This is a genomic window from Pseudomonas sp. BF-B-30 (assembly GCF_019956305.1).
Classification (GTDB): Bacteria; Pseudomonadota; Gammaproteobacteria; order Pseudomonadales; family Pseudomonadaceae; genus Aquipseudomonas; species Aquipseudomonas jessenii.
Genome location: NZ_JAHBDG010000044.1, coordinates 164,125 through 178,452 on the forward strand (window position 1 = coordinate 164,125; position 14,328 = coordinate 178,452).

Genomic DNA, 14,328 nt, shown 5'->3' on the forward strand with positions numbered 1-14,328 from the left:
GCCCGCGATGATTCATCTCAAGTGCTCGACCGCCGGTAACTCCATGGCCCGAACCTCACCCAAAAGAAAATCGCTGAGGCGGCGCAAACGCTCGCCTCCGGGGCGGGTTTTCGGCCAGACCAGGAAATAATTCTCACCGCTGGCGACGGCTGTCGGCCACGGCAAACTCAGACGTCCCTGCGCGACATCCTCCGCGACCATCAGCAAATCGCCCATGGACACGCCGTAGCCACGGGCGGCTGCAATCATGCCCAGTTCCAGCGTGTCGAACACCTGACCTCCCTTGAGCGAGACCTGATCGGTCAGGCCCATGCGCTCCAGCCAGTTGCGCCAGTCACGGCGGTCCGGTGTCGGGTGCAGCAGCTCGGTACTGGCCAGGCGCGCGACGTCCCATGGTTGATCCTTCAGAAGATTCGGCGCGCCCACCGGAATCAGCTCTTCGGGGAACAGGAGAGTCGCCTCCCAGTCCGGTGGAAAATGCCCATTGCTGAGGATGACGGCGCAGTCGAACGGTTCGTCATTGAAATCCACTGAATCGACGTCCATCCACGCACTGGTCAATTGCACTTCGTTGCCCGGCTGCAGATGACGGAAGCGGCTGAGGCGCGCCAGCAACCAACGCATGGTCAGGGTCGACGGGGCTTTCATGCGCAGGATGTCGTCTTCGGCGCGCAAGGTATTGCAGGCGCGTTCAAGCGCGGTGAAGCCTTCGCGAATGCCCGGCAACAGCAACCGGGCCGACTCGGTCAGTTGCAGGTTGCGGCCACTGCGATGAAACAAGCGGCAGGCAAAGTGCTCTTCGAGCGTACGAATATGCCGGCTGACCGCACTTTGGGTAATCGACAGCTCTTCGGCCGCGCGGGTAAACGAACTGTGCCGCGCCGCCGCTTCGAATGCGCGCAGGGCATACAAGGGAGGAAGACGACGGGACATTGGGAAAGCTCCTACTGCGGGGTTCGCCTACCCTAGCAGAAACTCTCCAGCATGAGTTTGAATCATGCCATCCATCCTTTTTATCCCTTTGTGAAAACCGTGCAGAGCGCCGAGAATCGGTGCTTTCCTGTTCCCTTTTGATAATCGAGCGTGATGACCATGCAGCATCCAGCACGTACTGAACTCTGGGCCATCCTGCGGCTGGCGGGGCCGTTGATTGCCTCGCAGTTGGCGCACATGCTGATGGTCCTCACCGACACTCTGATGATGGCGCGCCTGAGTCCCGAGGCCCTGGCCGGTGGCGGGCTCGGTGCGGCGACCTATTCGTTCGTGTCGATTTTCTGCATCGGCGTGATTGCGGCGGTCGGCACCCTGGTGGCGATCCGTCAGGGTGCCGGCGATATTGTCGGGGCCACTCGACTGACCCAGGCCGGGTTGTGGCTGGCGTGGCTGATGGCGCTGGTCGCCGGTTTGCTGTTGTGGAACCTCAAACCGGTGCTGCTGCTGTTCGGCCAGACTGAAAGCAACGTCAACGCAGCCGGGCAGTTTTTGATCTTCCTGCCGTTCGCCCTGCCCGGCTACCTGAGCTTCATGGCCCTGCGCGGGTTCACCAGCGCCATTGGCCGTGCAACGCCAGTGATGGTCATCAGTGTTGGCGGTACGGTCGCCAACTTCCTGCTCAACTATGCGCTGATTACCGGCATGTTCGGCCTGCCGAAACTGGGGCTGACGGGCATCGGGCTGGTCACGGCGATTGTCGCCAACCTGATGGCACTTGCGCTGGCGTGGCACATTCGTCGGCATCCGGCTTATGAGGCTTATCCGCTGCGCCAGGGCCTGTCGCGGCTGAACCGCCAGTACCTGAAGGAGCTGTGGCGTCTGGGGCTGCCGATTGGCGGTACCTACGCGGTGGAAGTCGGGCTGTTTGCCTTCGCCGCGCTGTGCATGGGCACCATGGGCAGCACACAGCTGGGGGCTCATCAGATTGCCCTGCAAATCGTTTCGGTGGCGTTCATGGTCCCGGCAGGGATTTCTTATGCAATCACCATGCGCATCGGCCAGCACTACGGCGCCGGGCAATTGCTGGATGCGCGGCTGGCCGGGAGGGTCGGTATTGCCTTCGGGGCGGTGGCGATGCTGTGTTTCGCCATGGTCTTCTGGCTATTGCCAAACCAGTTGGTCGGTTTGTTTCTCGACCACAACGACCCGGCGTTTCGCGATGTCATCAACCTTGCCGTGAGCCTGTTGGCGGTGGCGGCATGGTTCGAACTGTTCGACGGCACGCAAACCATTGCCATGGGCTGCATCCGCGGACTCAAGGATGCCAAGACCACTTTCCTGGTCGGCCTGGGTTGCTATTGGCTGATTGGCGCACCGGCGGCGTGGTGGATGGCGTTCCACCTGGACTGGGGGCCAACGGGCGTCTGGTGGGGCCTGGCGCTGGGGCTGGCGTGTGCGGCGGTGAGCCTGACGCTGGGATTTGAGTGGAAGATGAAGCGGATGATCAAGCGCGACACGACGTCAGTGCAGCGTTTCGAGATTGCTCAGCCTGACTGAGCCCCCTGTAGGAGCGAGCTCGCTCGCGATGGTCGTCAACGATAACGCTGGTTGGCAGGTGCCCCGCGGGGTTCTCAGGTTTATCGCGAGCAAGCTCGCTCCTACAGGGCTCTGTGGCAACCTCAGCCCACGATTTCCAGCATCGGCTGCTGATTGCTGCCAAACGTCAGATACTCCACCAGTTCGGCCAGCGGCAAAGGCCTGCTGATCAAATACCCCTGCACCTGATCGCATTCAAACCCACGCAGCAGATCCAGTTGCTCCGGCGTTTCCACGCCTTCTGCGACCACCTCGAGGTTGAGGTTGTGCGCCAGGTTGATCATCGCATGCACCAGTTTGCGGTTTTCCTCACGCTGCTCCATGCCGCCGACAAAGCTCTTGTCGATCTTCAGCAAGGTGATCGGCAGGCTGTTGAGGTGCACGAACGACGAGAACCCGGTGCCGAAGTCGTCGAGGGAGAAGCGCACACCGAGGCGCCCGAGGGCGTCCATGGTCTGCTTCACCAGATCGCTGCGACGCATCACGGCGGTTTCGGTCAGTTCGAACTCCAGCCACTGCGCCTCGACACCGCGCTCGGCAATCAGGCGACTGAGAGTCGAAAGCAACTGGCTGTCCTGGAATTGCCGGAATGACAGGTTGATCGCCATGTGCAACGGTGGCAATCCCAGCTCGAGCAGCGCCTGCATGTCGCGCAAGGCCCGGGAAATTACCCAGTACCCCAACGGCACGATCAGACCGCTCTGCTCAGCCAGTGGCACGAACTCGCTCGGAGGCAACAAACCGCGCTCGGCATGGCGCCAGCGCACCAGGGCTTCAAGGCCGACGATCTGCCCGTCTTCGAGGTTCAGCCGTGGCTGGTAATGCAGCTCCAGCTCATCGCGGCGCAGTGCCCGACGCAGCTCGGTTTCGAGGTCGGCGATGCTGCGGGCATTGCGATTGATGCGCTCGTTGAAAATGTGAAAGGTGCAGCCCTGGGTGCTTTTGGCCTGCTGCATGGCGATATGTGCATGCCACATCAGCGGATCCGCACCGGCCTGGGCCCGGGCGTAGGCAATGCCCAGGCTGGAACCGATCAACAGGCTTTCGCCATCGACCCAATAAGGCTCGGCCAGTATTTCGCTGATGCGCTCGGCCATCCACTCGGCACGCTGGGGAGCACGACGGGTGTCGATCAGCAGAGCGAATTCATCACTGCCCAGGCGCGCCAGTTGATCGCCGGCCTCAAGCTGACTCTTGAGCCGCGCCACCACTTGCAGGATCAGGCGATCACCGGCCTGATGGCCGAGGGCGTCGTTGGCATAACGAAAGTTGTCGAGGTCGAGATGACCGAGGGCCAGACCGCGACCGTCGTTTTCCGCCAGGCGCGCCGTCAGCAGAGTCTGGAAGCCCTGGCGGTTAGCGATGCCGGTCAGCGGATCTTGCTCGGCCAGACGTTGAAGGGTGTTTTCCAGAACGCCACGTTCGCGCACATGGCGTAGGCAACGGCGCAACATGCCGGGATCGAGATGATCGCGCACCAGCCAGTCACTCACGCCGTCGGGCGGGATCAGCGGCTCATGGTCGAGCAACAACACCGTCGGCAGGCTGCAACGACCCGGCGCCGGCTGAAGTTGCGGGATGGTCAATAACACCGCGCTGCGGTTGTCATCGAACAGGCTGCTGACCGACTCCCAACTCGGCGCGCTGATGAGCACGGCCGAGCTCCCCATAGGAGCCAGACACTCGCGCAACAACGCTGCCCACGCTGGCTCTTCGGCCAGTAGCAGCAAACGCAAGGGTTCGACAGGCGTAGACAAGCTAGCTCCCTAGACTCTGCAAAGATGTAGGCGACGGGCATTATGCCGTTCCGATGACCAATGACAATGACATCGGTGAGCAAAACGAGACCTTTGTATCCGGAAATACGAACATTAGCCGCAAATTCGTTGCGCATCCTGCGTGAAAGTAACAAAACCGGCAATTACAGATAGCGTGGTACGTCACAAGTCGGACAGAGCAGCACAATTCGCTGAGCCTGTTAAAATGCCGGCCCATTTCGTGACTGACTCCTGAATTTACCTATGTCCCGACTCAATCCCCGGCAGCAAGAAGCCGTGAGCTACGTCGGCGGCCCTCTTTTGGTGCTCGCCGGTGCTGGCTCCGGCAAGACCAGCGTGATCACGCGCAAAATCGCGCACCTGATCCAGAACTGCGGCATCCGCGCCCAGTACATCGTCGCCATGACCTTTACCAACAAGGCCGCCCGCGAGATGAAGGAACGGGTCGGCACCCTGCTGCGCGCCGGCGAAGGTCGTGGCCTGACGGTCTGCACCTTCCACAACCTGGGCCTGAACATCATCCGCAAGGAACACGTGCGGCTGGGCTACAAACCGGGCTTCTCGATCTTCGACGAGACCGACGTCAAGGCCCTGATGACCGACATCATGCAGAAGGAATACTCGGGCGACGACGGCGTCGACGAGATCAAGAACATGATCGGCGCCTGGAAAAACGACCTGATCCTGCCGGCCCAGGCCCTGGAAAACGCGCGCAACCCCAAGGAACAGACCGCTGCCATCGTCTACACCCACTACCAGCGCACGCTCAAGGCGTTCAACGCGGTGGATTTCGACGACCTGATCCTGCTGCCGGTGAAGCTGTTCGAAGAACACGCCGACATCCTGGAAAAGTGGCAGAACAAGGTGCGCTACCTGCTGGTGGACGAATACCAGGACACCAACGCCAGCCAATATTTGCTGGTGAAAATGCTCATCGGCAAACGCAACCAGTTCACCGTGGTGGGCGACGACGACCAGTCGATCTACGCCTGGCGCGGCGCGCGCCCGGAAAACCTGATGCTGCTCAAGGACGACTACCCGTCCTTGAAAGTGGTGATGCTGGAGCAGAACTATCGCTCCACCAGCCGCATCCTGCGCTGCGCCAACGTGCTGATCTCGAACAACCCCCACGAATTCGAAAAGCAGTTGTGGAGTGAAATGGGCCACGGCGACGAGATCCGCGTGATCCGGTGCCGCAACGAGGACGCCGAAGCCGAGCGCGTGGCCATGGAAATCCTCAGCCTGCACTTGCGCACCGACCGCCCGTACAGCGATTTCGCGATCCTGTATCGCGGCAACTACCAGGCCAAGCTGATCGAGCTGAAATTGCAGCACCACCAGGTGCCGTATCGCCTGTCCGGCGGCAACAGCTTTTTCGGTCGCCAGGAAGTAAAGGACCTGATGGCCTACTTCCGCCTGATCGTGAACCCGGACGACGACAACGCGTTCCTGCGGGTGATCAACGTGCCGCGCCGCGAGATCGGCTCGACCACGCTGGAGAAGCTGGGCAACTACGCCACCGAGCGCAAGATCTCGATGTACGCCGCCACCGACGAAATCGGCCTGGGCGAGCATCTCGACAGCCGCTTCACCGATCGCCTGTCGCGCTTCAAGCGCTTCATGGACAGGGTGCGCGAGCAGTGTGCCGGCGAAGACCCGATCTCGGCCCTGCGCAGCATGGTCATGGACATCGACTACGAGAACTGGCTGCGCACCAACAGCTCCAGCGACAAGGCCGCCGATTACCGCATGGGTAACGTCTGGTTCCTGATCGAGGCGCTGAAGAACACCCTGGAAAAAGACGAAGAAGGCGAGATGACCGTCGAGGACGCCATCGGCAAACTCGTCCTGCGCGACATGCTCGAGCGCCAGCAGGAAGAGGAAGACGGCGCCGAAGGCGTGCAGATGATGACCTTGCATGCGTCCAAGGGCCTGGAATTCCCCTACGTGTTCATCATGGGCATGGAGGAGGAAATCCTCCCGCACCGCTCCAGCATCGAAGCCGACACCATCGAAGAAGAGCGTCGCCTGGCCTACGTGGGCATTACCCGTGCGCGCCAGACCCTGGCCTTCACCTTCGCCGCCAAGCGCAAGCAGTACGGCGAGATCATCGATTGCGCGCCGAGCCGCTTCCTCGATGAGTTGCCGCCGGACGACCTGGCCTGGGAAGGCAACGACGACACACCGACCGAAGTCAAAGCCGTGCGAGGCAACAACGCATTGGCGGATATACGCGCGATGTTAAAGCGCTAGAATTGACCACTTTTTTAAAACCTTAGGGCGCACAAGGCGCCAACAGAGGACAGCTTCATGGAAGCCCTGCACAAGAAAATTCGCGAAGAAGGCATCGTGCTTTCCGACCAGGTCCTGAAAGTCGACGCCTTTCTGAACCACCAGATCGACCCGGCCCTGATGAAGCTGATCGGCGACGAATTCGCCACGCTGTTCAAGGATTCGGGCATCACCAAGATCGTCACCATCGAAGCCTCGGGCATCGCCCCGGCGATCATGACCGGTCTGAACCTGGGCGTGCCGGTGATCTTCGCCCGCAAGCACCAGTCCCTGACCCTGACCGAAAACCTGCTGTCGGCGACCGTGTACTCGTTCACCAAGCAGACCGAAAGCACCGTGGCCATCTCTCCGCGCCACCTGACCAGCAGCGACCGCGTGCTGATCATCGATGACTTCCTGGCCAACGGTAAGGCGTCCCAGGCACTGATTTCGATCATCAAACAGGCCGGCGCCACCGTGGCGGGCCTGGGTATCGTTATCGAGAAGTCGTTCCAGGGTGGTCGTGCAGAGCTGGACTCGCAGGGTTATCGCGTAGAGTCCCTGGCCCGTGTGAAGTCGCTGGCCGGTGGTGTCGTGACGTTCATCGACTGATCCGCCACACCGCAAAACCAGTGTGGGAGCGGGCTTGCTCGCGAAAGCGATGTGTCAGTCAAAGTTGATGTCGACTGACACATCGCTTTCGCGAGCAAGCCCGCTCCCACATTTGTTTTGTGTTGGCTGTTATTGCGCAGTGGCTTTCAGGCCCGTGAGCAACAGCCGCTGAAACAAATCTTCCTTGAGGCCTTCCGGATCGGTCAATTGCATCCGCTCCAGATGCTCTGGAAACAACGCAGGCTCCGGCGCATCCAGCGCTGCCTTGCCCAACTCCAGCACCTCGCTCAGCTTGAACTTGCTCTTGAGCCAGTTCAGCGCCCGCAACACATCCCGCTCGACCTCGGTGAAATCACAACCCAGTGGGTACTCTGGAAATAGCTGCGGATGCCGCGCCTGAATCTCCTGCAAACGCTGCGGGCTGTTATCGGTAAAGCGCGGATCGAGACGGAAGTCCTTGGGCAGTTTGCCGACTTTCTGTGCCTGCGCGATCAGCCCCGACTGGAAACGTGAGTCGCTGATATTCAACAGTGCTTCAATCACCGCCGCATCGGTCTTGCCCCGCAGGTCGGCGATGCCGTACTCGGTGACCACGATGTCCCGCAGATGCCGCGGAATCGTGCAGTGACCATACTCCCAGACGATGTTCGAGTTGACGTCGCCTCCAGACTCACGCCAGCTGCGCAGCAGCAACACCGAACGCGCGCCTTGCAACGCATGCCCCTGCACCACGAAGTTGTATTGCCCGCCTACGCCGCTGAGCACACGTCCGTCTTCGAGCTGATCCGCCACCGCGGAACCGAGCAGGGTCACGGTGAACGCGGTGTTGATGAACCTCGCATCGAGACGTTGCAAGCGCTTGAGTTCTTCCTGGCCGTAGAGCTCGTTGATGTAGCTGATGCGGGTCATGTTGAATTCAAGCCGCTTGCTCTGCGGCAACTCACGCAAGCGTTCATAGTAGCTGCGCGGCCCAAGGAAGAATCCGCCGTGCACCGAGATGCCATCGGTTTGCGCAGCCTCGTCGAGGGTGCCGGCATTCGCCTGCTGTTGGGTCGCCGCGTCCGGATAAACCTTGCGCCGCACGATCCCGGCATCGGCCAGCACCAACAAGCCGTTGACGAACATTTCGCTGCAGCCATACAGGCCTTTGGCGAAGGGCTCGATGCCGCCTTCGCGCTCGATCAGTTGCGCCCAGTGGCTGAGGTTTACGTCTGCCAGCAAAGCCCTGTATCCGTCGTTGTCGGCTTGCCGCGCCAGCAGCGCCGCCGTCAGCGCATCACCCATGGAACCGATGCCGATCTGCAAGGTGCCGCCGTCACGCACCAGAGTGCTGGCGTGCAGGCCGATGAAATGGTCCTGAAAGCCCACCGGCATGTTTGGCGTGGAAAACAGCGTGGTGTTGTCCTTCTCATCGATCAGCAGGTCAAAGGTGTCGATGTCCAGTTCCGCATCGCCGGGCATGTAAGGCAGATCGTTGTGTACTTGGCCGACCATCAGGATGGTTTCTCCGGCGGCGCGGCGCTTGGCGATCATCGGCAATAGGTCGAGGGTGATGTCCGGGTTGCAACTGAGGCTCAAGCGGTCGGGATGCTCGGCATGGCTGGCCACCAGTTGCGCCACCAGATTCAACCCGGCGGCGTTGATGTCCCGGGCCGCATGGCTGTAGTTGCTGCTGACGTAATCCTGTTGCGCCGTAGCACTGTTGAGCAGGCTGCCAGGCTGCATGAAGAACTGCTGGATGTGGATGTTGCCCGGTAAACCCTCGCGACGCAGGTCGGCGAGAAACTCCAGCTCCGGATAATCGCCGAACACACGTTCGACAAAGGGTTCTAGAAATCGCTTTTGCAAACCATCGCCCAAGGGTGGACGCCCCAGACACAACGCGGTGTAGATCGTCAGTCGTCGCTCGGGCAACTGTGCGATTCGTTGATACAGCGCGTTGACGAAGTGATTGGGTTTACCCAACCCCAGAGGCAAGCCCATGTGAATATGCGTCGGCAATCTCGCCAACACGTCATCGACCGCTTGCTCGATTGAACACAGCTGCACCATCAGGTCCTCCCTTACATTCCATGACGTGGGGTTGGACCGAGCTTGCCGGGGATTCGCTGTGATGAACAGCCCGTTAATGCCAATCGGCTGCCACAAAGACCTTGTAGGAGCGAGCTCGCTCGCGAAGAACCTGAGAGCACCGCGGGGTGCCAGGTTTCCAGCGTTATCGTTGACGACCATCGCGAGCGAGCTCGCGCCTACAAGGGTCAGCGCGGAATTGCAGGCACAAAAAAACCGTCCTGGGACGGTTTTTTGCGAACGATGCGGCGCCTTATTTCAGGCCGGACATCTTCTGGATGGCGCCTTTGAGCTCGGCGTCTGCACAATCGGCGCAGGTGCCTTTTGGCGGCATCGCGTTGATGCCGGAGATCGCCTTGGCGAGCAAGCCGTCAACACCACCTTCTTTCTTGGCACGCTCGCCCCAAGCGGCGGCATCACCGATTTTCGGCGCGCCCAACAGGCCTGAACCGTGGCAAGCGTTGCAATGTTTTGCAATCACTTCATCCGGGGTTTTCGCTCCACCACCGCCGCCAGCGGAAGCGGCCACTTCCATGCCCTTGCACTCTTTACCCTGAACACAAACCTGGCCGACTGGCTCAAGGCGTTTGGCAATATCGTCGTTGGTCGCAGCCTGAGCGCTGACACTGACAGCCCATAGGGCCAATACGGTTGCTGGTGCAGCCAGCATTTTCATAATTAGGTTCACGCGTTCACCCTCAATGGTGGCTAGTCACGCCTACGGCCACGGTTCGCAGGCGGGCGCAAGTATAGCGGTAAGCCCGCCGCACTGAAACAACCCCAAAGTCGGAGGGGTCTTAGGCCGCGACGGAAAAACAGCCCGGGCGCCTCTGCGATGCTGGCAGGACGCCTCTTTTCTTAGAAATTCGCTGGTGTGGCTGCGCTGATTAGTCGCGCTGGCACATCGAACGGATTACGGAAACGGTGTGGCTTGGTACTTTCAAAGTAGTAGCTATCGCCGGCTTCGAGGACAAAAGTTTCGAGACCGACCACCAGTTCCAGTTTTCCTTCGACCAGGATGCCGGTTTCCTCGCCCTCATGGGTGAGCATCTCGTCACCGGTGTCGGCGCCTGGCGGATAGATTTCATTGAGGAATGCGATGGCCCGGCTCGGGTGCGCCCGGCCGACCAGTTTCATGGTCACTGCGCCATCGGAAATGTCGATCAGCTCATTGGCCTTGTAGACGATCTGAGTCGGTTTTTCCTGCAGGATTTCTTCGGAAAAGAACTCGACCATGGACATGGGAATCCCGCCCAGCACTTTACGCAGCGAACTGATCGAAGGGCTCACGCTGTTCTTTTCGATCATCGAAATCGTGCTGTTGGTGACCCCCGCCCGTTTGGCGAGTTCACGCTGGGAAAGGCCTTTGAGCCTACGGATGGATTGCAGTCGTTCACCGACGTCCAAAGCTAGCGCCTCCAGGATTCAGAAATGTTGGAATAGTGAGCGTTATCATGGCGACAGCGTTCAGTATTTACAACACCTTGACCTGAATCCTGCTCAGCGAGGCGACTTCCGGTCTGGAGCCCTGCTCACTAAGCCCCGGAATAGAGCAGTGGCACTCGGCGCAGGTTGCAGAAGATCTGGTAAGGAATCGTGCCGGCAGCCATGGCCACATCACTGGCGAGAATGTTCTTGCCCCACAACTCGACGGTCGAACCGAGACCGGCCTGCGGTACATCGGTCAGGTCGATGCAGAGCATGTCCATCGATACCCGGCCGATCAACTGGCTGCGCTGCCCGGCAACCAGCACGGGGGTGCCGGTTGGTGCCAGACGTGGGTAGCCGTCGGCGTAACCCATGGCCACCACGCCAATACGCATCGGTTTGGGGGTGATGAATTTGGCGCCGTAACCGACGGGCTCGCCAGCCGGCAACTCGCGCACACTGATCACCTTCGATTCCAGGGTCATGACCGGTTGCAGCCGCGATGCTACTTCGTTGGCTTCTTCGAAGGGCGTGGCGCCATACAGCATGATGCCTGGGCGCACCCAGTCACTCGGTATCTGCGGCCAACCGAGCACCGCCGGCGAGTTGCGCAGGCTGACCTCGGCGGACAAGCCCTTGCGCGCCGCTTCAAATACCGCCACCTGCTCCGCGCTGGCCTGTTCGTGCAGTTCGTCGGCACGCGCAAAGTGGCTCATCAGTACCACTTTTGCGACCTTGCCGCTGGCCAGCAGCCGTTGATAGGCCGCTTGATAATCCGCCGGGTGCAGCCCCACGCGATGCATACCCGAATCGAGCTTCAGCCACACGGTGATCGGCTTGCTCAACGCTGCTTTCTCGATGGCTTCGAGCTGCCACAGCGAATGCACCACGCACCAGAAATCATGCTCGACGATCAGCGCCAGCTCATCGGCTTCGAAAAAGCCTTCCAACAGCAGGATCGGCGCGCGAATTCCCGCCGCCCGCAACTCCAACGCCTCTTCGATGCAGGCCACGGCAAACCCGTCCGCCTCGGCTTCCAGCGCCTGGGCGCAACGCACCGCGCCATGGCCATAGGCATCGGCCTTGATCACCGCGAGGGCACGAGCCCCCGTGAGTTCACGGGCGATCCGGTAGTTGTGACGCAGGGCTTGAAGGTCGATCAGGGCACGGGCAGGACGCATGGCGGCAGACTTCTGGTCGGGTTATCGGGAAGAAAAACCGGTGCTGGCTGACAGCGTTAACCACCAACAGCACCGGGAGAGGGATCTTTTCTGACAGGCTTATGGCAGAGCGGCGACAACCGACAACTCGACCAGGATTTCCGGTTCGCACAATTTCGATTCAACGGTGGCTCGGGCGGGAGCGACGCCTTTTGGCAACCACTTGTCCCACACCGCGTTCATGCCTTCGAAATGCGCGTCGATGTCCTTCAGGTAAATCGTCACCGACAGCAGATTGTGCTTGTCGGTGCCGGCCAGATCGAGCAACCGCTCGATGTTGGCCAGTGTTTCGCGGGTCTGCTGTTCAATCCCGGCGTTCATGTCGTCGCCCACCTGTCCGGCCAGGTAAACCGTGCCGTTATGGGTGACGATCTGACTCATGCGCTCATTGGTGAGCTGGCGCTGGACTGACATGCTTAGCAGACTCCTGGGTTTTGTTGCCATAACGGGAAATATCGAGGCCTTCGGCGCTGATCTGCGGCTTTCTCTTGGCCATCAGGTCCGCCAGCAAGCGACCGGAGCCACAGGCCATGGTCCAGCCCAGCGTGCCGTGACCGGTGTTCAGGAACAGGTTCTTGAACGGTGTGGCGCCTACGATTGGCGTGCCATCTGGAGTGGTCGGACGCAGGCCGGTCCAGAAGCTCGCTTCGGCCAGATTGCCGCCCTGAGGATAAAGGTCGTTGACGATCATCTCCAGGGTTTCGCGCCGGCGCGGATTCAGCGACAGGTCAAAACCGGCGATCTCCGCCATGCCGCCAACGCGGATGCGGTTGTCGAAACGGGTGATCGCGACCTTGTAGGTCTCGTCGAGAATGGTCGAAGTCGGGGCCATTGCCGGGTTGGTGATCGGCACGGTCAGGGAGTAGCCCTTGAGCGGGTACACCGGCGCCTTGATCCCCAGTGGTTTGAGCAGTTGCGGCGAGTAGCTGCCGAGGGCCAGCACGTAGCGGTCGGCGGTTTCCAGCTTGCCGTCGATCCATACGCCGTTGATGCGGTCACCGGCGAAGTCGAGGCGCTGAATGTCCTGGCCGAAACGGAATTGCACACCGAGGTTCGCGGCCATCTCGGCGAGCTTGGTGGTGAACATCTGGCAGTCGCCGGTTTGGTCGTTCGGCAGGCGCAGGGCACCGGCGAGGATATCGGTGACGCTGGCCAAGGCCGGCTCAACGCGGGCAATGCCTTCGCGGTCGAGCAATTCGAACGGCACGCCGGACTCTTTCAGCACGGCGATATCTTTCGCGGCGCCGTCCAGTTGAGCCTGGGTGCGGAACAGTTGGGTCGTACCAAGGCTACGGCCTTCGTAGGCAATGCCGGTTTCGGCACGCAGTTCATCGAGGCAGTCACGGCTGTACTCGGACAGACGGACCATGCGCTCCTTGTTCACCGCGTAACGGCTGGCAGTGCAATTGCGCAGCATCTGTGCCATCCACAGGTACTGGTCGATGTCGGCCGTGGCCTTGATCGCCAGCGGCGCGTGGCGCTGCAACAGCCACTTGATGGCCTTGAGAGGCACGCCCGGCGCGGCCCACGGCGAGGCATAACCCGGCGAGACCTGCCCGGCATTGGCGAAACTGGTCTCCATGGCAGCGGCCGGCTGCCGGTCCACAACCACCACTTCAAACCCGGCACGGGCCAGATAATAAGCACTGGTGGTACCGATGACGCCGCTACCCAAGACCATGACGCGCATTTTCATATCCCTCATCGCGGCTAACCGCTGACGTTTGTTATTCAGAGCTTCAGATGTGCGCAGTGTAAAAAAGATTTGCCAGTGCATTTCACTATATAAGCGCCTATATTTGGCGACAATTCTCGGCAAAAACCCTTTTCACGGAGGCGCATCCCCTATGCGTACCAACACTCAGACCAAACGTGAGCTGGACAAGATCGACCGCAACATCCTGCGGATCCTGCAAGCGGACGGGCGGATTTCCTTTACCGAGCTTGGGGAAAAGGTCGGGCTCTCGACCACGCCCTGTACCGAGCGGGTCCGGCGTCTGGAGCGCGAAGGGATCATCATGGGCTACAACGCCAGGCTCAATCCGCAGCATCTGAAGGGTAGTCTGCTGGTGTTCGTCGAGATCAGCCTGGACTACAAATCCGGCGATACTTTCGAAGAGTTCCGGCGTGCGGTGCTGAAATTGCCCCATGTGCTGGAGTGTCACCTGGTGTCAGGGGATTTCGACTACCTGGTGAAGGCGCGGATTTCCGAGATGGCCTCGTACCGCAAATTGCTGGGCGACATCCTGCTCAAGCTGCCCCACGTGCGCGAGTCCAAGAGTTACATCGTGATGGAAGAGGTGAAAGAGAGCCTGACTCTGCCGATTCCGGATTGAGTATTGCGGTGTCTATTCGGCCGCTTTCGCGAGCAAGCCCGCTCCCACAGTGGATCAGTGTCAAACACAAACTCTGTGTTCACT

Annotated in this window: 12 protein-coding genes; 4 read left to right on the plus strand and 8 right to left on the minus strand. The window is 60.5% G+C overall.

Annotated features, from left to right (window positions below; genetic code table 11):
- Positions 1-12 precede the first annotated feature (12 nt).
- Positions 13-933, minus strand: coding sequence for a LysR substrate-binding domain-containing protein (locus tag KGB29_RS21485; protein ID WP_057712762.1), 921 nt, complete (start codon positions 931-933; stop codon positions 13-15).
- A gap of 159 nt (positions 934-1,092) precedes the next feature.
- On the opposite strand from KGB29_RS21485, the gene KGB29_RS21490 reads away from it, so the two are divergent.
- Positions 1,093-2,490 carry a NorM family multidrug efflux MATE transporter gene (locus KGB29_RS21490; protein ID WP_150814535.1) on the plus strand — a complete coding sequence of 466 codons (1,398 nt, stop codon included), beginning with the start codon at positions 1,093-1,095 and terminating at the stop codon, positions 2,488-2,490.
- Positions 2,491-2,612: 122 nt separating this feature from the next.
- Here the strand turns inward: KGB29_RS21490 and KGB29_RS21495 are convergent, their stop codons facing one another.
- Positions 2,613-4,286 (minus strand): putative bifunctional diguanylate cyclase/phosphodiesterase, encoded by a 1,674-nt coding sequence (locus tag KGB29_RS21495; RefSeq protein ID WP_150814534.1) that lies wholly within the window; start codon positions 4,284-4,286, stop codon positions 2,613-2,615.
- A gap of 264 nt (positions 4,287-4,550) precedes the next feature.
- Between KGB29_RS21495 and rep the strand changes: the two genes are divergently transcribed.
- Positions 4,551-6,560 (plus strand): DNA helicase Rep, encoded by a 2,010-nt coding sequence (rep, locus tag KGB29_RS21500; protein WP_007989511.1) that lies wholly within the window; start codon positions 4,551-4,553, stop codon positions 6,558-6,560.
- A 57-nt stretch (positions 6,561-6,617) separates the two neighbouring features.
- Positions 6,618-7,190, plus strand: coding sequence for a xanthine phosphoribosyltransferase (locus KGB29_RS21505; RefSeq protein WP_102669385.1), 573 nt, complete (start codon positions 6,618-6,620; stop codon positions 7,188-7,190).
- A gap of 129 nt (positions 7,191-7,319) precedes the next feature.
- Here the strand turns inward: KGB29_RS21505 and KGB29_RS21510 are convergent, their stop codons facing one another.
- The 6 genes from KGB29_RS21510 to dadA all read right to left on the minus strand — a co-directional run bounded on the left by KGB29_RS21510 (position 7,320) and on the right by dadA (position 13,598).
- Positions 7,320-9,242, minus strand: coding sequence for an acetyl-CoA hydrolase/transferase C-terminal domain-containing protein (locus tag KGB29_RS21510; protein ID WP_154909792.1), 1,923 nt, complete (start codon positions 9,240-9,242; stop codon positions 7,320-7,322).
- A gap of 271 nt (positions 9,243-9,513) precedes the next feature.
- Positions 9,514-9,936: a c-type cytochrome gene (locus KGB29_RS21515; protein ID WP_150815265.1), complete on the minus strand. Its 423-nt coding sequence runs from the start codon at positions 9,934-9,936 to the stop codon at positions 9,514-9,516.
- Between the two features lie 182 nt (positions 9,937-10,118).
- Positions 10,119-10,667, minus strand: a complete 549-nt coding sequence (locus tag KGB29_RS21520) for a cupin domain-containing protein (RefSeq protein WP_008023455.1) — start codon at positions 10,665-10,667, stop codon at positions 10,119-10,121.
- A gap of 128 nt (positions 10,668-10,795) precedes the next feature.
- Complete coding sequence (gene alr / locus KGB29_RS21525) at positions 10,796-11,869, minus strand: alanine racemase (RefSeq protein ID WP_154909790.1); 1,074 nt, start codon at positions 11,867-11,869, stop codon at positions 10,796-10,798.
- Positions 11,870-11,968: 99 nt separating this feature from the next.
- Positions 11,969-12,322, minus strand: a complete 354-nt coding sequence (locus KGB29_RS21530; RefSeq protein WP_090452150.1) for a RidA family protein — start codon at positions 12,320-12,322, stop codon at positions 11,969-11,971.
- Complete coding sequence (gene dadA / locus KGB29_RS21535) at positions 12,294-13,598, minus strand: D-amino acid dehydrogenase (RefSeq protein WP_057716537.1); 1,305 nt, start codon at positions 13,596-13,598, stop codon at positions 12,294-12,296. Before dadA ends, KGB29_RS21530 begins: the two co-directional genes overlap by 29 nt.
- A 157-nt stretch (positions 13,599-13,755) precedes the next feature.
- On the opposite strand from dadA, the gene KGB29_RS21540 reads away from it, so the two are divergent.
- Positions 13,756-14,244: an Lrp/AsnC ligand binding domain-containing protein gene (locus KGB29_RS21540; protein WP_007975155.1), complete on the plus strand. Its 489-nt coding sequence runs from the start codon at positions 13,756-13,758 to the stop codon at positions 14,242-14,244.
- Positions 14,245-14,328: the final 84 nt, after the last annotated feature.